Origin of the sequence: Bradyrhizobium embrapense (assembly GCF_001189235.2) — a bacterium.
Taxonomy (GTDB): domain Bacteria; phylum Pseudomonadota; class Alphaproteobacteria; order Rhizobiales; family Xanthobacteraceae; genus Bradyrhizobium; species Bradyrhizobium embrapense.
On record NZ_LFIP02000001.1, the window covers coordinates 301,086 to 324,998 of the forward strand.

At 65.1% G+C, this 23,913-nt stretch carries 20 protein-coding genes; 7 read left to right on the forward strand and 13 right to left on the reverse strand.

The window, feature by feature from the left end:
• Nucleotides 1-105 precede the first annotated feature (105 nt).
• Together AKN83_RS01815 and AKN83_RS01820 are read left to right on the forward strand one after the other, a co-directional pair.
• Nucleotides 106-1,599, forward strand: coding sequence for a DEAD/DEAH box helicase (locus AKN83_RS01815; protein WP_050400603.1), 1,494 nt, complete (start codon nucleotides 106-108; stop codon nucleotides 1,597-1,599).
• A 317-nt stretch (nucleotides 1,600-1,916) separates the two neighbouring features.
• On the forward strand, nucleotides 1,917-2,984 hold the full coding sequence (locus tag AKN83_RS01820) for a GGDEF domain-containing protein (protein WP_050400604.1): 1,068 nt from the start codon (nucleotides 1,917-1,919) through the stop codon (nucleotides 2,982-2,984).
• Between the two features lie 9 nt (nucleotides 2,985-2,993).
• Here AKN83_RS01820 and AKN83_RS01825 read toward each other — a convergent pair whose 3' ends face one another.
• From AKN83_RS01825 to AKN83_RS01860, 8 genes are all read right to left on the reverse strand, one after another.
• A complete protein-coding gene (locus AKN83_RS01825) occupies nucleotides 2,994-3,455 on the reverse strand; it encodes a TfoX/Sxy family protein (RefSeq protein WP_050400638.1) in 462 nt (153 codons plus the stop codon).
• Between the two features lie 144 nt (nucleotides 3,456-3,599).
• Entirely contained in the window at nucleotides 3,600-3,989 is a 390-nt protein-coding gene (locus tag AKN83_RS01830; RefSeq protein WP_050400605.1) for a HesB/IscA family protein, read from the reverse strand.
• A 67-nt stretch (nucleotides 3,990-4,056) separates the two neighbouring features.
• Complete coding sequence (locus tag AKN83_RS01835) at nucleotides 4,057-4,428, reverse strand: SUF system Fe-S cluster assembly protein (RefSeq protein ID WP_021081118.1); 372 nt, start codon at nucleotides 4,426-4,428, stop codon at nucleotides 4,057-4,059.
• Nucleotides 4,425-5,672, reverse strand: coding sequence for a cysteine desulfurase (locus AKN83_RS01840; protein WP_157113165.1), 1,248 nt, complete (start codon nucleotides 5,670-5,672; stop codon nucleotides 4,425-4,427). Before AKN83_RS01840 ends, AKN83_RS01835 begins: the two co-directional genes overlap by 4 nt.
• Nucleotides 5,669-6,991, reverse strand: a complete 1,323-nt coding sequence (sufD, locus tag AKN83_RS01845; protein WP_050400606.1) for a Fe-S cluster assembly protein SufD — start codon at nucleotides 6,989-6,991, stop codon at nucleotides 5,669-5,671. The genes AKN83_RS01840 and sufD overlap by 4 nt, the downstream gene beginning before the upstream one ends.
• Nucleotides 6,992-7,008: 17 nt before the next feature.
• Nucleotides 7,009-7,761, reverse strand: coding sequence for a Fe-S cluster assembly ATPase SufC (gene sufC, locus AKN83_RS01850; RefSeq protein WP_063695228.1), 753 nt, complete (start codon nucleotides 7,759-7,761; stop codon nucleotides 7,009-7,011).
• 58 nt (nucleotides 7,762-7,819) lie between these two features.
• Nucleotides 7,820-9,316: a Fe-S cluster assembly protein SufB gene (gene sufB, locus AKN83_RS01855; protein WP_063695144.1), complete on the reverse strand. Its 1,497-nt coding sequence runs from the start codon at nucleotides 9,314-9,316 to the stop codon at nucleotides 7,820-7,822.
• A gap of 98 nt (nucleotides 9,317-9,414) precedes the next feature.
• Complete coding sequence (locus tag AKN83_RS01860; protein ID WP_050400608.1) at nucleotides 9,415-10,572, reverse strand: cysteine desulfurase family protein; 1,158 nt, start codon at nucleotides 10,570-10,572, stop codon at nucleotides 9,415-9,417.
• A gap of 443 nt (nucleotides 10,573-11,015) precedes the next feature.
• Between AKN83_RS01860 and AKN83_RS01865 the strand changes: the two genes are divergently transcribed.
• A complete protein-coding gene (locus tag AKN83_RS01865; protein ID WP_016843213.1) occupies nucleotides 11,016-11,663 on the forward strand; it encodes an alpha/beta hydrolase in 648 nt (215 codons plus the stop codon).
• A gap of 101 nt (nucleotides 11,664-11,764) precedes the next feature.
• Here AKN83_RS01865 and AKN83_RS01870 read toward each other — a convergent pair whose 3' ends face one another.
• The 3 genes from AKN83_RS01870 to AKN83_RS01880 all read right to left on the reverse strand — a co-directional run bounded on the left by AKN83_RS01870 (nucleotide 11,765) and on the right by AKN83_RS01880 (nucleotide 13,962).
• A complete protein-coding gene (locus AKN83_RS01870) occupies nucleotides 11,765-12,094 on the reverse strand; it encodes a DMT family transporter (RefSeq protein WP_050400609.1) in 330 nt (109 codons plus the stop codon).
• Between the two features lie 3 nt (nucleotides 12,095-12,097).
• Nucleotides 12,098-12,775 carry a glutathione S-transferase family protein gene (locus AKN83_RS01875; RefSeq protein WP_050400610.1) on the reverse strand — a complete coding sequence of 226 codons (678 nt, stop codon included), beginning with the start codon at nucleotides 12,773-12,775 and terminating at the stop codon, nucleotides 12,098-12,100.
• Nucleotides 12,776-12,858: 83 nt separating this feature from the next.
• Complete coding sequence (locus AKN83_RS01880) at nucleotides 12,859-13,962, reverse strand: anhydro-N-acetylmuramic acid kinase (protein ID WP_050400611.1); 1,104 nt, start codon at nucleotides 13,960-13,962, stop codon at nucleotides 12,859-12,861.
• A gap of 151 nt (nucleotides 13,963-14,113) precedes the next feature.
• Here AKN83_RS01880 and tyrS point away from each other — a divergent pair, with 151 nt between their 5' ends.
• From tyrS to AKN83_RS01900, 4 genes are all read left to right on the forward strand, one after another.
• On the forward strand, nucleotides 14,114-15,367 hold the full coding sequence (tyrS, locus tag AKN83_RS01885) for a tyrosine--tRNA ligase (protein ID WP_050400612.1): 1,254 nt from the start codon (nucleotides 14,114-14,116) through the stop codon (nucleotides 15,365-15,367).
• A gap of 57 nt (nucleotides 15,368-15,424) precedes the next feature.
• Nucleotides 15,425-16,672, forward strand: a complete 1,248-nt coding sequence (locus tag AKN83_RS01890; protein ID WP_050400613.1) for an MFS transporter — start codon at nucleotides 15,425-15,427, stop codon at nucleotides 16,670-16,672.
• 190 nt (nucleotides 16,673-16,862) lie between these two features.
• The gene (locus AKN83_RS01895; protein WP_206600773.1) at nucleotides 16,863-17,579 is read left to right on the forward strand and encodes a helix-turn-helix domain-containing protein; all 717 of its coding nucleotides are present in this window, start codon (nucleotides 16,863-16,865) and stop codon (nucleotides 17,577-17,579) included.
• Nucleotides 17,580-17,732: 153 nt separating this feature from the next.
• Nucleotides 17,733-18,143, forward strand: a complete 411-nt coding sequence (locus AKN83_RS01900; RefSeq protein WP_172803466.1) for an ester cyclase — start codon at nucleotides 17,733-17,735, stop codon at nucleotides 18,141-18,143.
• 90 nt (nucleotides 18,144-18,233) lie between these two features.
• Here the strand turns inward: AKN83_RS01900 and AKN83_RS01905 are convergent, their stop codons facing one another.
• Entirely contained in the window at nucleotides 18,234-19,988 is a 1,755-nt protein-coding gene (locus AKN83_RS01905; protein ID WP_063695145.1) for a hypothetical protein, read from the reverse strand.
• Between the two features lie 224 nt (nucleotides 19,989-20,212).
• Nucleotides 20,213-23,911 (reverse strand): YhdP family protein, encoded by a 3,699-nt coding sequence (locus AKN83_RS01910; protein ID WP_063695146.1) that lies wholly within the window; start codon nucleotides 23,909-23,911, stop codon nucleotides 20,213-20,215.
• Nucleotides 23,912-23,913: the final 2 nt, after the last annotated feature.

Below are 23,913 nucleotides of genomic sequence, written 5' to 3' on the forward strand. Positions count from 1 at the left end.
CGTTAGTCAGAGCCCCCGAGCTTTATCGAAAAGCGAGCCGTTTCGGGGCCGAACGCGACAGCCTTTTACCTGCGATGCCGAACGGCGGTTTCGACCAGAGGCTCAATGTCTTTTTCCAATCTAGGCCTGTCCGATAAGGTCCTCGCCGCAGTTGCGGCCACCGGTTACACCAACCCCACCCCCATCCAGGAACAGGCAATCCCGCACGTCCTCGCCCGGCGCGACGTCCTCGGCATTGCGCAGACCGGCACCGGCAAAACCGCTGCCTTCGTTCTCCCGATGCTCACCTTGCTCGAGAAGGGCCGCGCGCGGGCACGCATGCCGCGCACCCTGATCCTCGAGCCGACCCGCGAACTCGCCGCGCAGGTGAAGGAGCAGTTCGACAAATACGGCGCCGGTCAGAAACTGAACGTCGCCCTCCTGATCGGCGGCGTCTCGTTCGGCGACCAGGACTCCAAGCTGATGCGCGGCGTCGACGTCCTGATCGCAACCCCCGGCCGCTTGCTCGACCACACCGAGCGCGGCGGATTGCTGCTCACCGGCGTCGAGCTGCTGGTGATCGACGAAGCCGACCGCATGCTCGACATGGGTTTCATCCCCGACATCGAACGCATCTGCAAGCTCGTCCCGTTCACGCGGCAGACCCTGTTCTTCACCGCGACGATGCCGCCGGAAATCAGCCGCATCACCGAGGCCTTCCTGCACAATCCGGCCCGGATCGAAGTCTCCAAGCCCGCGACCACCGCCGTCACCGTGACGCAATTGCAGGTCCCGGCCGGCCGCGAGGCGCATGACAAGCGCGAGATCCTCCGCCGCCTGCTGCGCGACGCCAAGGATCTCAACAACGCGATTATCTTCTGCAATCGCAAGCGCGAAGTCGCCGTCCTTCACAAATCACTGCAGAAGCACGGCTTCAGTGTCGGCGCCCTGCACGGCGACATGGATCAGTCCGCCCGCACCGCGGCGCTGGATCAATTCCGCAAGGGCGAGATTCCGCTGCTGGTCGCCTCCGACGTCGCCGCGCGCGGTCTCGACATTCCCGCGGTGAGCCACGTCTTCAATTTCGACGTGCCGCACCACCCCGACGACTACGTCCACCGCATCGGCCGTACCGGCCGCGCCGGGCGCACCGGCACCGCGATCTCCATCGTCACCTCGCTCGACAGCAAGTCGATGACCGCGATCGAGAAGCTGATCGGCCAGCCGATCCCGCGCGCCGAGGGCGACTACACCGTTCACAGCGAGGCTTCCGACGAGGACGGCGCACCGCGCCGCTCGCGCAGCCGCGAAGGCTCGCGCGATGGTGCCCGTGGCGGTCGCAAGCCGCGACGCGAGCGCGAAGCGCGTCACGGTGAACGCGAGCCGCGTCACGGTGAACGCGAGCCGCGTCAGGACCAGGAGCCCCGCCAGGAGCGTGCAGCCAGGCCGGAGCGCGAACCGCGCCACGGCCGCAACTCCTCGCCCCAGGCCACCCCGTCGCACGTGCCGTCGATCGGGCGTGCCGAGCCTCGGCGGCCGCAGCGCGAGGTGGACCGCGAGCCCGGCGATCATTCGCACCTGCCCGCCTTCCTGCTGCGACCTGTGCGCGCGCGCGCCTGAGGCCGGCTCCGATACCGCCGCGCCAGCGGCGGTATCCTTCGGAATCCGTGTCGCCGCCGGCGACCAGCGCCCAGGCTGATTCCTCGCGTTTGACGCAAATGCGCGCAGTTTTCGCAGCGCAAAGGGGGAGCGAGCGAAAAGCTTGCGAGAGCCGCGCGCGATCCGCGATGGGATCGCGCTCGTACGACATTCGTCGCGACGAAATCCCCGTAGTTCCACTGTTTACCTTGCCTTCATCCTCGTCCCGTACCCTCGCACCAATAATTTAGTCATTGCTGCCGGGCACGACCGGCATTGCGTGCATTGAGGACGTAACAGTGGTCAAGCTGCTGGACGAACACGAACGTACGTTGGCTTTTGCCGAAGTCGCGCTTGGCCAGATCCGCTCGCTTCGCCAGACCGCCGTCCCTCGCAACTATGAGATCTGGTACGTCTATGCGACCGGGTACAACGCACCGCTCAACAAGGTCATCAACGAGACGCTGACGCGCAGCGGCAAGCTCTCTGAATCCGACCTCGAGCAGATCTACGAAACCTATCTCTCGCACATCAAGACTTCGGACCGCATCGACAAGGTCGGCGCGCGCGTCATCGGCGAGATCGATGCCGTCATGCGGCTAATCACCGATGCGCTCGACGTGTCCGCGACCTACGACGCGAACCTCGTCGGCGCCAGCGATCGGCTCTCGACCGCGACCACGCGCGACCAGATCAAGATCATCGTCGAGGCGCTCGCCAAATCGACGCGCGAGATGCGCGAGACAAATCAGGCGTTGGAGAACCGGCTTGCGCTGTCGAAGTCGGAGATCAGCGACCTGCAACACAGCCTCGAGGCGATCCGCGCCGAGAGCCTGACCGATCCGCTCACCGGCCTCGGCAACCGCAAATATTTCGACCGCTCGATCGACATGGCGGTGCAGGCCGCTTTGGCCAGCGGCGAGCCGCTGTCGCTGCTGATGTTCGACATCGATCATTTCAAGTCGTTCAACGATTCCTACGGCCATCTCACCGGCGATCAGGTGCTGCGGCTGGTGGCACAGTCGCTGAAGCAGAACATCAAGGGCCAGGACATCACCGCCCGCTACGGCGGCGAGGAGTTCGCCGTCGTGCTGCCGAACACCGCGCTGCGCCAGGCGCTGACGGTCGCCGACCACATCCGCCGCGCCGTGATGGCGAAGGAGCTGAAGAAGAAGTCGACCGGCGAGATCCTCGGCCGCGTTACGATCTCGGTCGGCGTCTCCATGCTGAAGCCGGCGGACGACACGGATTCCCTGATCGAGCGCGCCGACGCCTGCCTCTATGCCGCCAAGCGCTCCGGCCGCAACCGCGTGATCTGCGAAGCCGACCCGGAATACAGCGCCGAGACCCAGACCCGGGTGGCGTGATCCCTCACGTCAGGAGGATCGCTTCCGTGCCGATCGCTCCTTCCTGGCCGACGGCTTCTTCGCCGCCGCCTTCCTCACCGCTGCCTTCTTGGCCGCTGCCTTCTTGGCCATAGCCTTCTTCGCCGGCGCCCTCGCCTTCCTCGGCCGCTTGCGCAGCGCGGCGCGCTGGGCGGCGCCGAGCGCCAGGCGCGCCCAGACCGCAAGCTCCTCGGAATCGTCGAACAGCCGCGCCGGCAGTTGCCAGTATGAATTCACCTTCACCGTCTTGGCGCGGGTCTGGTACTGGAACGGCCCGCAGCCTTCGGCCTCGAACTGCGCGATAGTCTCCTCGTCGGCACGGAAGTAGAGCCCGGCGCGCAGCGCAAGCGCGAAGTTGGTGCCGTCAACGGAGATGCCGTAGCCGGAGAACATCCGGCGCAGCGTGACCGGGCCAAAATCGGCGAACAGGTCGATCAGGAATTCGCGGTCCATGTGCCCACCTTCGTTCCAGCGCGGCCGAACGCGCCTGCCGCAGCCCGTTGGCAGCGCAGTATGGTCGACGACCGCGTCGACATGCAACGATGGTGGGCGGCGGGTAACGCGCGAGCGCGATCGCGCGCTCGCCAGGCGCAGCGATCAGACCGTGGCCGGCTTGAGCTGTACCGATTCGCCGCAACCGCAGGCGGAGACCTGGTTCGGGTTGTTGAACACGAATTGGGCCTGCATCCTGTCGGCCACGTAGTCCATCTCGGTGCCGAGCAGGAAGAGCACGGCCTTCGGATCGACCAGGATCTTGACGCCCTTGTCCTCGACCACTTCGTCGGTCGGGCGGATCTCATGGGCGTATTCGACCGTGTAGGACTGGCCGGCGCAGCCGCCGTTTTTGATGCCGACGCGCAGGCCGACGATCTCGGAATCGGCGCGCCTGGTCAGCTCGGTGATCCGCTCCGCCGCGGCATCAGTCAGTTTCATGACCTGCGGGCGCGGCCGCTTCGGCTTGGCTGGGGTTGGTGAAGCTTGCGTCATGTCACTCATGTGGTCAGTCCCGGCGGCAAATCAATTGCCGATATTCCAAGGTTAAGCCCGATACGCATCACCACATATTGAGGACGAGGCGAGCCTCGTCCGACATCCGGTCCGGCGTCCAGGCCGGATCCCACACCAGATTGACGTTGACGACACCGACACCGGGGACGCTGGCAACCGCGTTCTCGACCATCGTAGGCAATTCGCCGGCGGCCGGGCAGTTCGGCGTGGTCAGCGTCATCAGGATGTCGACCGAGCGATCGTCCTTGAGGTCGACCTTGTAGATCAGGCCGAGCTCGTAGATGTCGGCCGGGATTTCCGGGTCGAACACCGTCTTCAGCGCCGCGACGATCTCGCCGCTCATGCGCTCGGTCTCCTCGGCCGGCAGTGCCGAGGTGGTTTCCATGGTGGCCGTCTTGACTTCGGCTGTATCGGTCATGCGAACAATTCCCGCGCCTTGATCAGCGCCTGCGCCAGATGGTCGACTTCTTCCCTTGTATTATACATCCCGAAGGATGCACGGCAGGTGGCCGTGACGTTAAACCGCTCTAAAAGCGGCATCACGCAATGGGTGCCGGCGCGCACCGCGATGCCCTGGCGGTCGATCACGGTCGCGACGTCGTGGGGGTGCGCCCCCTTCATCTCGAACGAGATCACCGGACCCTTGTTGCGGGCGGTACCGATCACGCGCAGCGAGTTGATCTCGCGCAAACGATCCTGCGCGTAGGTGAGCAGCTCACGCTCATGCGCAGCGATGCGCTCCTTGCCGATCGAATTGACGTAGTCGATCGCGGCCCCCAGCCCGATCGCCTCGACGATCGGCGGCGTCCCGGCCTCGAACTTGTGCGGCGGATCGCCATAGGTGACCCAGTCCCTGGCCACTTCACGGATCATCTCGCCGCCGCCGTTGAACGGCCGCATCGCCACCAGATGCTCGTGCTTGGCATAGAGCGCGCCGATGCCGGTCGGCCCGTACACCTTGTGGCCGGTGAAAGCGTAGAAATCGCAGTCGAGGTCCTGGACGTCGATCGGCAGGTGCACCGCCCCCTGCGCGCCGTCGACCAGCACCGGAATGCCGCGGGCGTGAGCCAGCCGGATCACGTCCTTGACCGGAACCAGGGTGCCGAGCGCGTTCGACATCTGGGTGATCGCGACGATCTTGGTGCGCGCCGTCAGGAGCTTCTCGAACTCCTCGATCAGGAAGTTGCCCTCGTCGTCGACCGGCGCCCACTTGATCACGGCACCCTGGCGCTCCCGGAGGAAGTGCCACGGCACGATGTTGGAGTGGTGCTCCATGATCGAGAGGACGATCTCGTCGCCCTCTCCGATGTTCACCCCGCCCCAGGACGACGCCACGAGGTTGATCGCCTCGGTGACGTTGCGGGTGAAGACGATCTCTTCGCTGCGGCGGGCGTTGATGAACTGCGCGACCTTGCCGCGGGCACCCTCATAGGCCTCCGTCGCCGCATTGGCGAGGTAATGCAGGCCGCGATGCACGTTGGCGTATTCGCTTTTGTAGGCCTCGGTCATGCGGTCGAGCACCGCATTCGGCTTCTGCGCCGAGGCCGCGTTGTCGAGATAGACCAGCGGCTTGCCGTAGATCTGCATGGCGAGCGCCGGAAAATCCTGCCGCACCAGGGCGACGTCGTAAGAACCGTTGGCGACCGCCTTGTGCATGCTCACGCCCTCGCCTGAAGCCAACGCTGTGCGGCGGCAATTGCGACCTCGCGCAACGCGTCGCTGGCAATGGTCTCGATCGCCTCACCGACAAAGGCCTGGATCAGAAGCGCTTGCGCTTCCTTCTCCGGCAGTCCGCGGGCCCGCATGTAGAACAGCAGGCTCTGGTCGAGCGCACCGGTGGTCGCACCGTGACCGCAGGTGACGTCGTCGGCGAAGATTTCCAGCTCCGGCTTGTTGTCGGCTTCTGCGTCGTCGGACAGCAGCAGCGCGCGGGTCATCATCTTGGCGTCGGTCTTTTGGGCGTCCGGACGAACGATGATGCGGCCCTGGAACACCGAATGGGCGCGGTCGTCGACGACGGCACGGAAGATTTCGCGGCTCGCGCAGTGCGGCACCGCGTGATCCATGAACAGCGTGGTGTCGGCGTGCTGCTTGCCGTTGATCAGATTGACGCCGTTGGTCTCGACCTTGGAGCCCTCGCCGGCACAGGTGATCGTCAGCTGGTAGCGGCTGACATGACCGCCCGAGGTCAAACTAAACGTGTTGAAATGCGCATGCGCGCCGAGCGACACCGTCGCCGAGGAAATGTTGAACGCGTCGACGGCGTCCTCGACCAGCCTGACGTGATCGAGCCGCGCATTGTCGCCGATCGCCACGACCAGCCCGTCATGGGTCTGGTAAGCCTTGGCGCCCTCGCCGGCGAGATAGCTCTCCACCAGCGTCACGCCGGTATCGCGACCGAGGCGGAGCAGCGAGCGCGTGAACGTCGAGGCCGGCGCCGTGCCGGACGCGACGTGGACGATGTGCAGCGGCTGGGCCAGCACCGCGCCATTGGCAATTTCGATGACGACGCCATCGGTCGCCATCGCGCCGTTCAACGCGATCATCGGATTGGAGATGTCGGAGGCAAAGGCCTGCGCGGAGAGCGCGCCATCGCCGGCGTCGAGCACCTCACGCAGCGGGCGGATGCTGAGGCCCTCTTCGGGAGTGCCGAGATCGGAAAGTTCAGGCGCAAACGCGCCGTCGACCAGCACCAGGCGGCGCACGCCGTCGATCGCCCGCAGCTTGACCGCGTCGGCAGCCCGCCCCAGCGCTGCGGCATCCGGCGCAGGGGCCAGCGGCAGCACTTCTCGCATCAGCGCGCGCAGGTCGGTGTATTTCCAATCCTCGATCCGGCGATGCGGCAGGCCCAACCGTTCATAGGCCTCGAACGCCTCGCGGCGTTGCTCGGCGATCTTGCCCTTGCCCGGCAGACGGTCGCGCGCCGCAGCGAATGCATCGCCCAGCGCGCGCCCGGTCTCGGTCTTTGCGACAACGTTCATCTGAGAACCCGTATTTGTCAGGCAGCGTCTTCGAACTGCGCGTAGCCGGACTCTTCCAGCTCCAGCGCCAGTTCCTTGCCGCCGCTCTTCACCACCCGGCCCTTCGACATCACGTGCACGACGTCGGGCACGATGTAGTTGAGCAGCCGCTGATAGTGGGTGATGACGACCATCGCGCGCTCCGGCGAGCGCAGCGCGTTGACGCCGTCGGCCGCGATCCGCAGCGCGTCGATGTCGAGGCCGGAATCCATTTCATCGAGGATGCAGACAGCCGGCTCGAACAGCGCCATCTGCAGGATCTCGTTGCGCTTCTTCTCACCGCCGGAGAAGCCGACATTGACGCCGCGCTTCAGCATGTCCTGCGGGATGTTCAGCGACTTGGCGACCTCGCGGACCTTCTTGAGGAAGGCCGGCGACGAGATCTCGTCCTCGCCGCGCGCCTTGCGCTGGGCGTTGAGCGCGGCATGCAGGAAGTTCCAGGTGGTGACGCCGGGGATTTCCACCGGATACTGGAACGCCAGGAACACGCCCTTGGCGGCGCGCTCGTTGGGATCCATCTCCAGGAGGTCCTCGCCCCTGAACAGGATCTGGCCGCCGGTGACTTCATAGCCGGGCTTGCCGGCGATCACGTGGGAGAGCGTCGACTTGCCGGAGCCGTTCGGCCCCATGATCGCGTGGACCTCGCCCGGGTTCACGTTAAGCGACAGCCCGTGGAGGATTTCGCGTTCCTCGACACGAACCTGCAGATCTTTCACTTCAAGCAGAGACATCTGATTTTTCCTGAGCATCACCCCGGGGCGCGTCGGCCGCGCCCTCAAGCGGGATGGATTAGCCAACCGAACCTTCAAGGCTGATCGAGATCAGCTTCTGCGCTTCCACCGCGAACTCCATCGGCAGTTGCTGCAACACGTCCTTCACGAAGCCGTTGACGACGAGGCCGACGGCTTCTTCCTGCGAGAGCCCGCGCTGGATGCAGTAGAACAGCACGTCCTCGGAAATCTTCGACGTCGTCGCTTCATGCTCGAACGTCGCCGAGGAATTCTTGGCCTCGACATAGGGCACGGTGTGCGCGCCGCATTTGTCGCCGATCAGGAGCGAGTCGCAGGCGGTGTAGTTGCGCGCGCCGGTGGCCTTGCGATGGGCGCTGACGAGGCCGCGATAGGTGTTCTGCGACTTGCCGGCGGCGATGCCCTTGGAGATGATCCGGCTCGACGTGTTTTTGCCGAGGTGGATCATCTTGGTGCCACTATCGACCTGCTGGAAGCCGTTCGAGATCGCGATCGAGTAGAACTCGCCGCTCGAATTGTCGCCGCGCAGGATGCAGCTCGGATATTTCCAGGTGATCGCCGAACCGGTCTCGACCTGGGTCCAGGAGATCTTGGAATTTTTGCCACGGCAGTCGCCACGCTTGGTGACGAAATTGTAGATGCCGCCCTTGCCCTCGGAATTGCCGGGGTACCAGTTCTGTACCGTCGAATACTTGATCTCGGCGTCATCGAGCGTGACGAGCTCGACCACCGCGGCATGCAGCTGGTTCTCGTCGCGCTGCGGCGCGGTGCAGCCTTCGAGATAGGAGACGTAGGAGCCCTTGTCGGCGATGATCAGCGTGCGCTCGAACTGGCCGGTGTTGCGCTCGTTGATGCGGAAATAGGTCGAGAGCTCCATCGGGCAGCGCACGCCCGGCGGCACGTAGACGAACGAGCCGTCGGAGAACACTGCCGAGTTCAGCGTCGCGAAGTAATTGTCCGAGGTCGGCACCACGGTGCCGAGATATTTTTGCACCAGCTCCGGATGCTCGCGGATCGCCTCCGAGATCGGCATGAAGATCACGCCGGCGGCCTTCAGCTCCTTCTGGAAGGTGGTGGCGACCGAAACCGAATCGAACACGGCATCGACCGCGATCTTGCGGTTGGCCGACGGCGGTCCGCCGGGCGGCGGCTCGACGCCTTCGAGGATCGCGACCTCGCGCAGGGGAATGCCGAGCTTCTCGTAGGTCTTGAGGATTTCCGGATCGATCTCGTCGATCGAGGATAGCGTCTTCTTCGGCTTCGGCGCCGCGTAATAATAAATGTCCTGGTAGTCGATCTTCGGATAGTCGACGCGCGCCCAGGTCGGCTCGGTCATGGTCAGCCAGCGGCGATACGCCTCAAGGCGCCATTCCAGCATCCACGGCGGTTCGTTCTTCTTTGCCGAGATGAAGCGGACGGTGTCTTCCGACAGCCCCTTCGGGGCCTTGTCGGACTCGATCTGCGTCTCAAACCCATATCGATACTGGTCGACGTCGATGCGCCGGACGCGCTCGACCGTCTCTTGTACAGCAGGCATTCAATCCTCCGCTCGCGGTTTCAAGGACCGCGGTGGATCTCAAGTTCAGAAAAATCGCTTACGATGCTTTGAACACGAAATCACTGGCTTAGAACAGTTCAAGCTGTGTTTCGTCGTTCCCCCTTAACTAAGGTATCGGCGAGCTTTCGCCAAGCCTTGAGGGTCAAATCCACGTCTGTCTCCGTGGTAGACCAGCCAAGACTAAGCCGCACCGCTCCCTGGGACATCTCTGAACGGTATCCCATTGCCTCCAAGACATGGGACGGTTGAACCTTGCCCGACGAACAGGCGGAACCGGAGGAGACCGCGATTCCCCCGAGGTCGAACCCGATCACGGCCGTTTCGGCCTTCATCCCCGGCGCAGTGAAGAGAACGGTATTCGGCAACCGTTTCACATCATCGGAAAAGACCACGACGTCCGGCGTCTGCCGCAGTCCATGTTCGAGCCGGTCGCGCAGCTCCCTGACCCGCGCGGCGTCGGCCTTCAGCGCCGCCATCGCGGCCTTCGCAGCCGCGCCAAAGCCGGCAATCCCGGCGACGTTCTCGGTCCCTGCCCGCCGCCCGAGCTCCTGCCCGCCGCCACGCAACAACGCTTCCAGTCCTTCAACGCCTTCAGCAAGCACCAATGCGCCTACGCCCTTCGGTCCACCGATCTTGTGCGCCGACAGCGTCACCAGATCGGCCTGCGTCGAAGCGAGATCGAACGGGATCTTGCCGAACGCCTGGATCGCATCGACATGCAGCAGGCCGCCGGCCGCGTGAACGATCCCGGCGACGTCGGCCACCGGCTGGATGGCGCCGGTCTCGTTGTTCGCCAGCATCACCGAGACCAGCGCGGTCGCGCCATCCGCCAGCAGCGCACGCAGATGATCGAGATCGATCACGCCGGCGCGCGTGACATTGATCGCGAAGGTCGCCGCGCGCGCAAACCGTCCGCCCGCGAGGACCGACGCATGCTCAATCGCGGACACCAACAGCCGCCCGACCGGCGCGCCGGCGCCTCGGCGCAATCCCGGCGTCAATGCGAGCGCATTGGCTTCCGTCCCGCCGGAGAGAAACACGACGTCCTGGGGCCGGCCGCCGACCGCCTTCGCCACCGCACCGCGGGCATCCTCGACCAGCCGGCGCGCGCGGCGTCCCTCGCTGTGCACCGAGGACGGGTTGCCGCTCAACTCCCACGCCGTAGCCATCGCCGCCTTCGCTTCCTGGCGAAGCGGCGTGGTGGCGTTCCAGTCGAGATAGACGCGATCGGCCATCGAGCTTGTCCGCAGCAACCACCGTGGTTGCGTCCTCCACCGCGAGATAACGACAGCCGGGCACCGAGACCAGATCAGAGTCACCAATGCGGGAGATTTTTCACCGGACGTCCCGCCGTGTTGCCAGGCAAGACATTCGTCTGCGTGCAAAGCGCGATGGCAACATGACAAACCAAAGCTTCAGGCAGCCAACGAACAATTCGACGTACTGACCCGGATCGCCGGCGGCGCGCGGCGCCGAGCGGGTTAACCTCTGCCAAGCGGCACAATTTCCTTGATTTTTGCCCCTTGCGTCATGCTAGAAGGCCCTCCAGCGTGCCGCCCGACGGCGCCTGCGCCCGATTTCAACACGAGCCGCTCTGCTCGCGCCCGTCGCCGAAGATGGCTCCAACCGGTTGATTGATCGACGTCAATCAAGGGAACGCGTCAATCAAGGGAACACAATGCCTGAAGTCATTTTCACCGGCCCTGCTGGCCGTCTCGAAGGCCGCTACCACCCGGCCAAGCAGAAGAACGCGCCGATTGCGATGATCCTGCATCCGCATCCGCAGTTCCACGGCACGATGAACCACCAGATCGTCTACCAGTGCTACTACGCGTTCGCGCATCGCGGCTTCTCGGTGCTGCGCTTCAACTTCCGTGGCGTCGGCCGCAGCCAGGGCTCGTTCGATCACGGCACCGGCGAATTGTCCGACGCGGCGAGCGCGCTCGACTGGGCGCAGGCGATCAATCCCGAGGCGCGCGCCTGCTGGGTCGCGGGCTTCTCGTTCGGCGCATGGATCGGCATGCAGCTCTTGATGCGCCGGCCCGAAGTCGAGGGCTTCATCTCGATCGCACCGCCGGCCAATCTCTACGATTTCTCGTTCCTCGCGCCCTGCCCGTCGTCGGGCCTGATCGTGCATGGCGACAAGGACGCCGTGGTGCCGCCCAAGGACGTCAACACGCTGGTCGAGAAGCTGAAGACGCAGAAGGGCATCGTGATCGACCAGCAGGTCATCCCCGGCGCCAACCATTTCTTCGACGGCAAGCTCGAGCCGCTGATGGAGACGGTGACCGGCTATCTCGACATGCGCCTCGCCAACGTGCGCTGAGGCGATCTTGTAGCCCGGATGGAGCGCAGCGAAATCCGGGACCCACTTGTGGCACGACTGATCCCGGATTGCGCTTCGCTTCATCCGGGCTACGACGCCACTTATTCCGGCGCAAACTTCAGCGCGGCAATGCCGACCAAGACCAGCGCGATCCCGGCCACCTTCATCGGGTTCAGCGCCTCGTTGAACAGCAGCACGCCCATCGCGAGCGTGCCGACCGCGCCGATGCCGGTCCATACCGTGTAGGCGACACCGACACCGAGTACCTGCAACGCGCGCCCGAGCAGGAACACGAACGCGGCGAGCAGCGCCAGCGAGACCAGCGTCCAGCCCAGGCGCGTATAGCCTTCGGCATATTTCATCGAGATCGCCCAGCCGACGTCGAGCAGACCGGCGACCACCAGCGCGATCCAGGCGATGGAATGCGACATGGCTTACGCGGCAAGTTTCAGCATGTGCGCGCGATGGCCGACCAGGAACGCGTGCAGCAGCGCGGGATAATCAGGAGAGACCGCGCTGCGCACGCTCGGCCGCTGTGCCAGCGCGCTGCGCCAGGCGCGAAGCTTTGGCGTGTGGGTGAACACGGCGAGATCGGTCAGCTGGTCGAACAGATCGAAATAGCGGAAGACCGGCGCGAACACCGCATCCACCAGACTGAACTTCTCTCCGGCAAAGAACGGACCCGCGCCGAGCGCCGTCTCGACGCGCGCGAACTTTGCGGCCACCGCCTGCCGCTTGCTCTCGAAGGTCGCGGCATCGGTCGCAGTCTCGAGCCCCCAGAGGTCGCCGAGAATGGCGGAGCCGAATTCCATCCAGGCGCGATGCTCGGCGCGCGTCAGCGCATGCTCCGGATGCAGCTTGGCGCCGGCTTGTGTCTCCTCGATGTATTCGCAGATCACGTTGCTCTCGAACAGCGCGACTTCCCTGCCGTCGTCGCCGGTCACGACCAGCACTGGCACCTTGCCGAGCGGCGAGATCTTGAGGAACCAGTCCGGCTTGTCGGCGAGATCGATGTCGATCCGCTCGAACGGCACGCCCTTCTCGCGCAGCGCGATCACCGCGCGCTGCACATAGGGACAGAGCTTGTGGCTGATCAGCTTCAGGGCGGCCATGGACGAACCTCGCGTTCAATGCATCTGCATCCAACTAAATGCAGCGGCATAGAATTGTCAAGGTAGATGCATTTGCATCTAAATCACGGTCGCGCGATGATGCCCCCGGTCATCGGGATCGGCACCCCCGTGGTGGCCGGGTAGCTCAGCGGCAGCCCCTTCATGCCGCGCGCGGCGAGGAAGCCGAACGCCTGCGCCTCGATCGCGTCCGCCGCCCAGCCGAGCGCCTGGGCCGGCTCGACGGTTGCCGGCGCCAGGCGCTCGCGCAGCATCCGCAGCATCGTGAGGTTGGAGGCGCCGCCGCCGCAGATGATCCAGTTCTTCGGCCGCTTCGGCAGCAGCGGCACGATGCGGGCGATCGCCGCGGCGGTGAACGCGGTCAGCGTGGCCGCGCCATCGGCCGGCGCCACGGCGCCGAGCTTGAGGCCGGCGAAGTCGTTGCGGTCGAGCGATTTCGGCGGCGGAGCCGAGAAGAACGGCAGCTTCAGCGCGTCGGCAATCCAGGCCTCGTCAGGCCTGCCCAGCGCGGCGAACTTGCCGGCAGTGTCGAACGGCTGATGCATCTGACGGAACATGAAGTCGTCGAGCAGCGCGTTGCCGGGCCCGGTGTCGCAGGCGATCAGCGTGTCGGTTCCGTCGATATAGGTGATGTTGGAGACGCCGCCGATATTGACCACGACGATCGGCCCCTCGCGGTTCAGCGACTGCGCCAGCGCGCGGTGATAGACGGGCACGAGCGGCGCACCCTGCCCGCCGGCTTCGACGTCGGCGGCACGGAAATCATGCATCACCGGAATGTGGATCGCCCTGGCGAGCGCCAGGGCGTCGCCGATCTGCACCGTCAACTTCCGCTCCGGGCGATGCAGCACGGTCTGGCCATGGAACCCGACGATGTCGATGTCCTGGGCGGAGATCCGGGTCTGCGCCGTGAAGCTGGCCACCGCCTCGGCATGGGCGGTCGTGACGGCCTGCTCGGCCTGCCGCAAGATACCCGGCCGTGCATCGCGGTGCGACAGATGAACGGCCTCGGTCAGCGCCTGGCGCAGCAGGCTGCGCTCGCTTTCGGTATAGGGGCGATAGCCCGTAGGTCCGAAGGTCTTGATCTGGCGGCCGTCGGTCTCGATCAGTGCCACGTCGACCCCGTCGAGCGAGGTGCCGCTCATCAGACCGAGTGCCGTTAACATCATCGTGGAAGCGCCCCAGCCGGGAACCCCCGGCTTGTCTCAAACAAGTACATCCTATAATGCCACTGCGCGTCTGCCTGCGGCAGCCGGAGCATCAAGGTTCCGCAAATAGATGCAAAAACCGTAAAACAAGAATGATCTGGCTCGCCGACAAATGACTGCATTTAAATCGGATTTCCTGAACACTCTACAGGAACGCGGCTTCGTCCACCAGTGCTCCGATTTCGAGGGCCTCGACGCGCTTGCCGCGAAGGGCGAGGCAACCGCCTATGTCGGCTATGACTGCACCGCGCCATCGCTGCACATCGGCAACTTCCTCACCATGATGATGCTGTACTGGCTGCAACAGAGCGGCAACAAGCCGATAACATTGATGGGCGGCGGCACCACGATGGTCGGCGACCCCTCCGGCAAGGACGAGACGCGCGCGATGCGCACCGTCGCGGAGATTGAATCCAACAAGGCGAGCATCCGCGGCGTGTTCGCCAAGGTGCTGCGCTATGGCAATGGGCCCTCCGACGCCATCATGCTCGACAACGCCGAGTGGCTGACCAAATTGAACTGGATCGAGATGCTGCGCGACATCGGCCGGCACTTCTCGGTCAATCGCATGCTGACGATGGACTCGGTGCGGCTCCGGCTCGAACGCGAGCAGGAGATGAGCTTCATCGAGTTCAACTACATGGTCTGCCAGGCCTACGACTTCGTCGAGCTGTCGCGCCGCACCGGCTGCCGGCTGCAGATGGGCGGCTCCGACCAGTGGGGCAACATCGTCAACGGCGTCGATCTCGGCCGCCGCATGGGCACGCCGCAACTGTTCGCGCTGACCACGCCGCTGCTCACCACCGCTTCCGGCGACAAGATGGGCAAGACCGCCAAGGGCGCGGTCTGGCTCAATGCCGACCAGTTCTCGCCGTACGATTTCTGGCAGTACTGGCGCAATACCGAGGACGCCGACGTCGTCAAGTTCCTCAAGCTGTTCACCATCCTGCCGATGAGCGAGATCAACAAGCTCGCGGCGCTCGGTGGCAGCGAGATCAACGAAGCCAAGAAGGTGCTGGCGACCGAAGCGACCGCCCTGCTCCACGGCCGCGATGCCGCCAATGAAGCCGCCGAGACCGCGCGCCGTACCTTCGAGGAAGGCGCGCTGGCCGAAACCTTGCCGACGGTGGAAATTCCGCGCGGCGAATTTGAAGCCGGCGTCGGCGTGCTCGCCGCCTTCGTCAAGGCCGAGCTGGTCGCGTCCAATGGCGAAGCGCGGCGGCAGATCAAGGGCGGCGGCCTTCGCGTCAACGATGTCGCCGTCACCGACGAGAAGATGGTCCTGACGCCGGCCAATCTGACGCCGGAAGGCGTCGTCAAGCTGTCGCTCGGCAAGAAGCGCCACGTCCTGCTGAAGCCTGCATAGGCGCATTCGGATTTGTCGGTTGTGGGGAGTGCGGAAAGCGCGCTCCCTGCTTCCCAAATGGACCAGACCACGACTCCGAACGACACACTTTCCGCGCCTGCGAAGCAGTCCCGCGTCGCGCTGAACGTGCTTGCGCTCTGCTTCGTGCTGTCGGTGCTCGGGCGCGGCCTCAGCGACAGCTTCACGGTGTTCCTGAAGCCGATCTCGGAAACTTTCGGCTGGGATCGCGCCTCCGTCGTGTCGGTCTATTCGCTGACCTGGCTCGCCAGCGGCCTGACCGCGCCGCTGGTCGGGCGGCTGTTCGATCGCTCGGGTCCGCGCGTGGTCTATGCGCTCGGTCTGTCGCTGCTCGGTTGCGCGTTTCTCGTCGCATCGCGCGCGCAAGCGCTGTGGCAATTCCAGCTCAGCGTCGGCCTCTGCGTCGGCTTCGGCACCGCGCTGATCGGCAACGTCTCGAACTCGATCCTGCTCGGCCGCTGGTTCGGCCCAAAGCTGCCGACGGCGATGGCCGTGATGTATTCGGCGACCGGCGCCGGCCTGCTTTTGCTGCTGCCGCTGTCGCAAGTCTTGATCGACCGGATCGGCTGGCGCGAGGCCTACCAGGTGTTCGGCGTCAGTGCGCTCTGCCTGCTTGTTCCGCTCGTGTTCCTGCCGTGGCGGTTGCTCGCGGGCGGATCGCCGCACATCCTGAAGAAGGCTGAGACCGGCTTGATCGATGAAGGCTGGACGTTGCTGAGCGCGATGCGCCACCACGCCTTCTGGGCGCTGTTCTCGACCTTCTTCTTCACGGCGATCGCGATGTATGCGCTGACGGCCCAGATCGTCGCCTACCTGATCGATGTCGGCTTCCCGCCGCTGCAGGCCGCCACCGCCTGGGGCTTCTCCGGGGTCGCGCTGTTCGTCGGCATGCTCGGCGTGTCGACCCTCGATGGCATCATCGGCCGCCGGCCCTCGGTGCTGTTCAGCTACGGCGTCTCGATCCTCGGCATCATCCTGCTCTGGCTGCTGCAGTGGTATCCGAACTACGGGCTCTTGACCGGCTTCATCATCTGCTTCGGCAGCATGATCGGCTCGCGCGGCCCGCTGATCACCGCGACCGCGCTGAAGATCTTCCGCGGCGAGCGCGTCGGCACGATCTACGGCACCATCATGATCGGCAGCGGTCTCGGATCGGGGCTCGGGTCATGGAGCGGTGGCCTGATCCATGACTGGACTCACAGCTACAATCCGCTGATCGCCTTCGCGCTGGTGAACGTGGTGCTCGGCTTGATCCCGTTCCTGGTGGTGCCGGCGCTGCGGCGCTAGCGCTGCGTTCGGAGCATACGCAGCAGATTGCACTCAGCGCCAAGCAGACGGATATTGTTGCAACCGCCGGCCCGATCTAGGCTTCCGCAGCCGAGGTCCTCGAATGGATATCAAGCGAGCGCTCCCCCACCCAGAACTTCGCGGCGTTCTGCGCTCGTTCGAGGAAAGGCGCATGGACCTTGGGAGCGCCGTGCTGGCCTGGCCGGTCGCCGCGCGGCCGCATCAGATCCTCGATATCCATTTGGCTGAACCATATCGCGTGTGCATCGACGGCGGCAGGGCCAGTCCGACGGCGGACGTCGGACTGGTCGGACCACAAACCTATCGCCGCGCGCATGTTTGCCTGTCGGGCTCGGTGCATGTCTTCAACATCCTCTTTCAACCGACCGGCCTCAACCGGTTGGTCGGGATCGACATGACCACCTTGGTCAACCAGGACCCGGCGGCCTCCGACGTTCTCGGCCGATCCGCCACGTTGCTGGGTGATGCCGTGCGCAGGGCGCCAGACTTCGATCTGCGTGTCGCTGCGGTCGAACGCTGGGTCGAGGCCATGCTCGAGACGCGCGGTCCCGACTGCGCGATCGCCGCCGCGGCGCGCCGGATGATCGCCGTCCGGGGGCGCACGCGGATCGAGGACCTCGTTGCAAAGTCCGGCTTCAGCACCAGCCAGTTCCAGCGTCGCTTTGCGGCGCAGGTTGGAATGACGCCAAAGCTGTTTGCGCGCACGATCCGGTTCGACCGGGCATTGGTCGCCCGTCGTGACGCCCCGAACCGGTCCTGGACCGACATCGCCCACGAACTCGGCTATTTCGACCAGGCCCATTTCATCCGCGACTGCCACGCCTTCGCCGGCTTGCCGCCCAGCAGCCTGATCGGCGAGTGGGACAACATTTTTTTCCCCGCTTGATGACCAAAATCTACAAGCGCTGTCGCGAGCGCTTCCCGCATGGTCCGGCTTCGCAGGGAGGCGAGCATGGCGGTGAGAATGACGCGGCGCGAGTTCGGCGGCGGCGTCGTGATCGGAATCGCGATCGCCGGCCCGGGAGCCGGAGCCATGAACATGTCGACCAATCTGGAGCGCTTCAAAGCCATCGTCGAACGCGGATTTTCTCAGGGTGATCTGACGGTCGCAGACGAAATCTGCGCCGAAACGCTGATCGAGCACGAGTATCTGTCGAAGACCGATATTCCGGGCCCGCAGATCCTGAAAGCGCAGATCGCAGATGCGCGGCGCAGCATCAGGGACTTGAAGCTCACGATCGAGGCGATCGTGGAAACGCGCGATACGGTGTGGGCGCGAAGCAAGGCAACGGGCGTCGACCCGCACTCGGGAAAGCCTGTTGCCATCGATGTCATCGACATCTGTCGATTTGCCGACGGCAGGCTCGTCGAGCACTGGGGCGTGCCCGACCGGTTTGCGCTGCTTCATCAGATCGGAGCGCTGCCGCCTCCGCCGCAAGGCCGGCGCTAGCGGGAGGCCGGACGGCGCAATGATCCGCATGGTAGATAGCCCCTCCCCACAGGCACATGGGGAGAGGCCGAAGGCTACGACGTCTTTCGCTCAGTCGATATCGTGGCAGTCGTCGCCACGATGGTCATGGCCGCAGGAGCCGTGGTCATGGGCTTCCTCCCGGCCATCGCCGGTGCCCGGCGTGAACGACACGCCGCGCAGCGCCTCGCCGGAGTTCGCAGTCCGCAGCGTGACGAAACGCTCGCCGGCCGGCAGCGTCGTCGCGGAAAGCGTGTCCGTGATCATCACGAGCTTGTTCGGATCGGCACCCTGGTCGCCGCTGCCGCTCACCGTGGAGGTGATCGCCCAGATCGACACGCTGCCGTCGCGATTGACCCGGCCGGTGATGTTGCGCAGGCCATCGGTCGCCGGCGACCACGGCTTGCCGGTCGCGGCGTTGTTGCCGGTCGGATAGCCCTGCACCGTGTAGGGCACACCGAGGTCAAGTCCCGCCTGCAAGGTGTAGGCCTGCTTCCAGGCGCCGGCCTTGCTGTCGAACACCCACTTCTGCAATCCGGCCGTGGTCTGCGCTTTGGCGGCGGTGTAGCTGTTCGATGTCGGATCGAATGTCGCGGTGCCGTTGCCTTCGTCGGCGACGTAGAGCGTATTGGCGTCGGCGAACCAGATGCCGAACGGGAACGAAGTCGTGCTCTTGAGCGCCGTCGGGAAGCCGCTCAGCACGCACATGTTGTAGGGCGTGACGCCCTGCGTCGCCAACTTCGAGCCATCGAAGAAGATCTGCGTCGTCGGCAGCGATGCAGACGCGGCCGGCACGCCCACGCCGTTCGGGCACGCCTTCGGGTTGCCGTTGGCGGCGTTGCCGGTGGTGTCGATGAAGTAGACGGTGTTGATGCCGTTACCGCCGCTGCCCGTGGTCGTGTAGATCACGTTGTTGAACACGGTGAGGCCGCGGAAGTTGGTGTCCTTGCCGATCTTGTCGGCCTTCTGGCCGAGCTCGGTGATGTTGAAGCTGCCGAGCGGGAACGGACCGCCGGGATCCGGCTGCCGGGCGAGCGGCGCGTCGGCCTCTCGCGCGATCTGCATGCCGGCGCCGGTGATGACTCCGGCCGGCTGCGGATTGCCGCCATTGCCCGCATTGCCGGCAGTGTAGAACACACCGGCGCCGTGCCGATCGTTGAAGACCGCGGCGCGGCCGTTGTTGCCGCTATAGCCGTTCACCTTGGTGAAGTGGAAGCGACCGTTCTCGTCGACTTCGGCGACCAGGCGATAATAGGTGCCGGGCACCGGATTGGTCGGATCGATGACGTCAGGCGTGTTGGAGTTCGACACGTCGATGGTGCCGATCGGCGCGAGATAACCCATGAAGGTCACGCTGCGGTGATCCAGCGACAGATTGAGCGCCAGCTCGGATTTCGACGAGAAGCTGGTGACCATCTGGTCCTTGTTCGGGGAGATGCCGCGCTGGGTGCTGTTCGGCACTTCGAGCGACTGCACGTGCCTGCCGTCGAGACGCAGCTCGTCGAGCAGGATCTTCGCGGTCAGGCCGAACGAGCCGTCGACGCCGTCGTTGTTGAACACCGTCGGATAGGTGCCATCGGCCGTTGCGGTCACGCAATTGGGCGACACGCAATTCGGCGGCAACTGCGTCACGCCGGGCGTGATGGTGACGGCGTTGTTGACGAACACCGCACGGCTCAACAACAGATGACCCGGCCGGAAATGAACGTCGTCGCCGTCGGCGTGCGCAAGACTGCTGGCGAGCGCCGTGGAGGCGAGCAGCGTCAACGCAAAAACCGGCCGAGACAGCGGAAGCCCCACAGGCGGGCGCAATCCTTTGGCGATCATTGCTTTTCTCCCAATGTAAGATTTTCTCAGAAAACGAGGGGGGCGTAGCCACCCGCCATGTCGGCGGCTGGCGCGCGCAATCTGCGGGCGGACTGTTACGGGCGTGCGACAATCGACCGCATGTCCACTGCGGCGTCACGCTCGTCACGATGGATGATCAGTCGGTTATGCCCGGCAATTTCGTCCCGGGCCCTCGGCCGCGGCCGAGGGAATGTGCCGACGCGCTAATTGTTCGTCGTCGGCAGGTCGTTCGGGCCGTACTGCTTGAACTCGAAGATTTTTCGCGTCAGGCCGGGCGCCAGCGCCGAGATCGGGTTGACGCGCAACACCGGCTGGCTGGGCGTGCCGACCACTTCATAGGTCACGCCGATCAGGCCTTCATTGCTGCCGGCGCCGAGGAAAATTCCGAAGAACGGGATCTGGCCGAACATGTTGTTCAGCCCGTACATCGGAATGAAGGTGCCGTTCATCCGCACCTGGTTACCGAGATAATCGATGCTGCCTTCGATGGTCGCGCCGATGCTCGGTCCCTTGACCACGCCGTTGCGGATCGAAAGCTGGCCGCTCTGGCGCGTGAACTCGGCGCGCAGCGCGTCGAACCCGATGCCGTTCTGGGTGCTGACCGGCCCGCCAGCGACGGCGCGGTCGAGCTGGGTTTCGCCCTTCACCGAGAAGCCCGTGATGTTGAGCAGTCCTTCCCGCGGGCCCGGATCGGGAATCGGCGGCTCCATCGCCAGCATGAGCTGGCCGCCGACCACCTTCGAATAGGTGTCGATGAAGCGCAGGAACGCGCCGGCGTCAGCGGTCTGCAGGTAGATCACCTCGCGCGCCTGCTGGCGCCGCAAGTCGGCGCTGACCGGGGTATCGCGGCCAACCCTGCCGCTCAGCGTGAACGTCTTGAAGTACCCGTTGCGACGCGAGACCTTGGCGTCGACCCCGCGCAGCGCCTCGCCGTTGAAGCCCGCCACCGCGCCGAGCTTCAGATCGACATCGAAATCGATGGTCTTGGCCTTGTTCTTGGGATCGCTGTCGCGGCCGGAGATCGCCGATTTCAGGAAGCCGCGGCCATCGAACACGTCGCCGCGCATCGTCACCTTGATCACGCCGTCAGGACCGCGATCGGCCCGCAGTGATGTCTTGTCGCCGTCCGACGGTGCATAGGTCGGGAAGTTCGCATTCATCAGGTCGCCGTTCTGGTCGACCTCGAGCGCGCCCTTGATCGAGACGCCGCTGCCTTCGATCGAGACATCCTCGAACCGCGTCGACTGCCCCTTCGGCACCACGTTGAAGGTCGCCTTGCCGGCCCTGCCCTGCGCCTTGACCCATCCAGGCAGGATGTTGTCGAGCTTGAGCTGGGTCAGGTCGGCCTCGACGCCCAGCTTGGTGGTCGGATTATCGCCGCTGCCGAGCTTGCCGGAGAGCTTGATCGGGATCGCGCCCGACACTGCGGGGCCGAGATCAAGCCCGAGCCGCGCGCGGCTCGCATCGTCCAGCGTCGCCTGCAGCTTGACGTCGGCATCGCCGTCGGCCGGCTTGCGGTAGTCGAGCGAGGCGGCCTGGCCGTTGATCTTGACGTCGCCCTTGACCTGGAAGCCGGCGTTGCTCGCAATCACCTTCAGCGTGTTGGCCTCGAGCTTCTGATTCATCACCAGCTTGTCGACGGCAACGCCGGAGATGTCGGCGGTGACGGAATATTGCGTGTCGGCCTTGGTCAGCCCGCCCGTCACCGGCATACCGAGATTGATCGCGGCCGTGACGTTGCCCTTGCTGGTGCTGGGATCGATCGGCGGACCGGAGAGATCGCTGAGCCGATCGGATGCGAGGATTTCGGCGGCGGCCGGCACCGGACAGTCGACCCGGAACCTGACCTTCGACGGCGACGGCTTCGGCGCCATGTCCGGCACCTCGAAGGTGAAATCCGACAGGGTGATCTTGCGGCCGGCCGGCGTATCGGCAACGCCCTGGTTGATCGTTACGGTCGCCGTGCGGCCTGTCACCCTGGCCTTCAGATCCGCATCATGCACCGCGGGCATCTTGTCCACCGGGCGTACCGTGACACCCGACGCGACGATGTTGACCGAGAGGCCGTCATCCGGGATCGGCGGTCCCTTGCGCGACAGATTGTGCACCGGCGAGTTGACGCCGACATCGATGCGCTGGAGCGTGCCGCGGTCAATCCGCTCGAGCACCCATTCGCGCACCTCGGGCACGACGATGATCGGCCACATCCGCTTCAGGGCGGAGGCCGACATCGGCGTGCCGGCGAAGCCGAGCTGCAACCGCGGCTCGCCCGAATAGTCGATGCTGCCGGTGCCGGCCACCCCGATCTCGCCGTTGCTGATATCGGCCTGGGTCAGCAGCACCCGCTTCTTCTCGGTGTCGAACCGGAAACCGATGTTGATGCGATTGAAGATCAGCGGCGGTTCGTCCTTGTCGGCGCCGGCCAACACAATGGTGCCCCCGGATAGGCCCGCCTGCCAATCGGTGACATTGTCGTTCGGCGGCTCGAGATGGCCGAGCAGCGTGATGCGGTTGGCGCCCGAGACGATCTTGATCGGCGCCAGCAGCACGCGGCGGCCCGAATCCCATTCGACGCTCATCTCGGCCGAATCGACCGGCATCGGATAGTCTGGCGTGTCAGTGTCGATGATGTTGCCGGCGCCGACATTGAGCTTGCCGCGGAAATAGGTCGGCAGGCCGTCGCGGCCGAGCTCGCCCCTCATCTCGCCCGAAAGCGGCAGGTCCGCGGTGTAGGTGAGGTCCTTGGTCCTCATCGCGAGCAGGATGTTGCGGGTGGAAACCTTGTCGGCCTTGATGTCGACCGAGCGCACGCCGTTCTGCTGCGGCCCAACCAGGACACGCACCGACCAGGGCTTTGGCCCGTCCTCGCCGAAGCTGAGCGCAACCCCGCCGCCGCTCGGGCGCCGCAGACTCAGGCTGATATTCTCAAAGCTCCATTTGTTGCCGCGCTGCTGGTCATCGACGACGAGATTGCCGTTCTTGAGGCCGATCTCGTTGAGGTTCTGACCGTCGAGGCCGGTCATGCTGAGGCTGTCGAGCCAGTCGAGGCCGGCGAGCAGCCCGCTCTGGGCCGAATCGGGGGCGGCCAACGGAGGCCCGGAGGCAACCGGCGGGGCAGTCGGCGGCTGCGGAGCTGCGGGTGCAGGCCGCGGGAATGTCGGCGGCAGCCCCGCCTCCCGTTTGGATGCAACCCCGGTGGCAAGCGGTTTTGCGGTGTCGCCGGCAGACACGGTGACGTTGCCATCGGGCGTGATGCGCACCGACAGTTCCGCATCGACCAGATTGAGGCTCTCGGCCCGCAACTGGCCCATCAGCAATGCCGTTCCGGACAAGCGCACTTCGGCTTTCGGCGCGCTGGCGACGACCGCGTGGTCGCGGTCGCGGACGATGATGTCGCGGATGCGCACCGCGATCCTGACCCGGCCGGCGCGCTCGATCTGCGTTCCGCCGACCTCGACCGTGTTGCCGTGGCCGATATTCTCCTCGATCGCCGCGGCAAGCCATGGCGTCGCCATATCCAGATTGATCGGACCGGCACCGAGCCGCCACCACAGCGCGCCGAAGCAGGTCGCGAACAACACGACCAGCACCACGAGGACCAGCGCGATGCGACGAATCCAGCGCTCGCCGTTCAGCCAGCGCTGCATGCCGGAGCAGAAGTCGGTGAAACGATGCAGGTTGGTGTTGGAACGCGCCAGCAATTGCCGCGCACGGTTGCCCGCCGCCTCATCCTGCTCGTCCCACGCGGCGGCGTCTTCCCATTGCGAGAAGTCGGTCCCGGCGCGCGGATTTGGACCCTGCGGCGACGTGTTCCTTGCCATTGCCTCTCGGTGCTGACGGCGAAGCTGATCACCGCCATCGGGGCGCCCGTCGACGACTATCGAGCGCTCCCTTGCCGGCATCG

Coding starts and splice junctions, on each gene's coding strand:
- AKN83_RS01875 (WP_050400610.1), bottom strand. CDS start 12,775: ATGGCCGCCCTGAAGCTGATCAGCCACAAGCTCTGTCCCTATGTGCAG.
- AKN83_RS01900 (WP_172803466.1), top strand. CDS start 17,733: ATGTCGACCAATCTGGAGCGCTTCAAAGCCATCGTCGAACGCGGATTT.
- AKN83_RS01880 (WP_050400611.1), bottom strand. CDS start 13,962: ATGATGTTAACGGCACTCGGTCTGATGAGCGGCACCTCGCTCGACGGG.
- AKN83_RS01905 (WP_063695145.1), bottom strand. CDS start 19,988: ATGATCGCCAAAGGATTGCGCCCGCCTGTGGGGCTTCCGCTGTCTCGG.
- AKN83_RS01860 (WP_050400608.1), bottom strand. CDS start 10,572: ATGGCCGATCGCGTCTATCTCGACTGGAACGCCACCACGCCGCTTCGC.
- AKN83_RS01890 (WP_050400613.1), top strand. CDS start 15,425: ATGGACCAGACCACGACTCCGAACGACACACTTTCCGCGCCTGCGAAG.
- sufB (WP_063695144.1), bottom strand. CDS start 9,316: ATGCCTGCTGTACAAGAGACGGTCGAGCGCGTCCGGCGCATCGACGTC.
- tyrS (WP_050400612.1), top strand. CDS start 14,114: ATGACTGCATTTAAATCGGATTTCCTGAACACTCTACAGGAACGCGGC.
- sufC (WP_063695228.1), bottom strand. CDS start 7,761: ATGTCTCTGCTTGAAGTGAAAGATCTGCAGGTTCGTGTCGAGGAACGC.
- AKN83_RS01815 (WP_050400603.1), top strand. CDS start 106: ATGTCTTTTTCCAATCTAGGCCTGTCCGATAAGGTCCTCGCCGCAGTT.
- AKN83_RS01910 (WP_063695146.1), bottom strand. CDS start 23,911: ATGCCGGCAAGGGAGCGCTCGATAGTCGTCGACGGGCGCCCCGATGGC.
- AKN83_RS01835 (WP_021081118.1), bottom strand. CDS start 4,428: ATGACCGATACAGCCGAAGTCAAGACGGCCACCATGGAAACCACCTCG.
- sufD (WP_050400606.1), bottom strand. CDS start 6,991: ATGAACGTTGTCGCAAAGACCGAGACCGGGCGCGCGCTGGGCGATGCA.
- AKN83_RS01830 (WP_050400605.1), bottom strand. CDS start 3,989: ATGACGCAAGCTTCACCAACCCCAGCCAAGCCGAAGCGGCCGCGCCCG.
- AKN83_RS01865 (WP_016843213.1), top strand. CDS start 11,016: ATGCCTGAAGTCATTTTCACCGGCCCTGCTGGCCGTCTCGAAGGCCGC.
- AKN83_RS01870 (WP_050400609.1), bottom strand. CDS start 12,094: ATGTCGCATTCCATCGCCTGGATCGCGCTGGTGGTCGCCGGTCTGCTC.
- AKN83_RS01825 (WP_050400638.1), bottom strand. CDS start 3,455: ATGGACCGCGAATTCCTGATCGACCTGTTCGCCGATTTTGGCCCGGTC.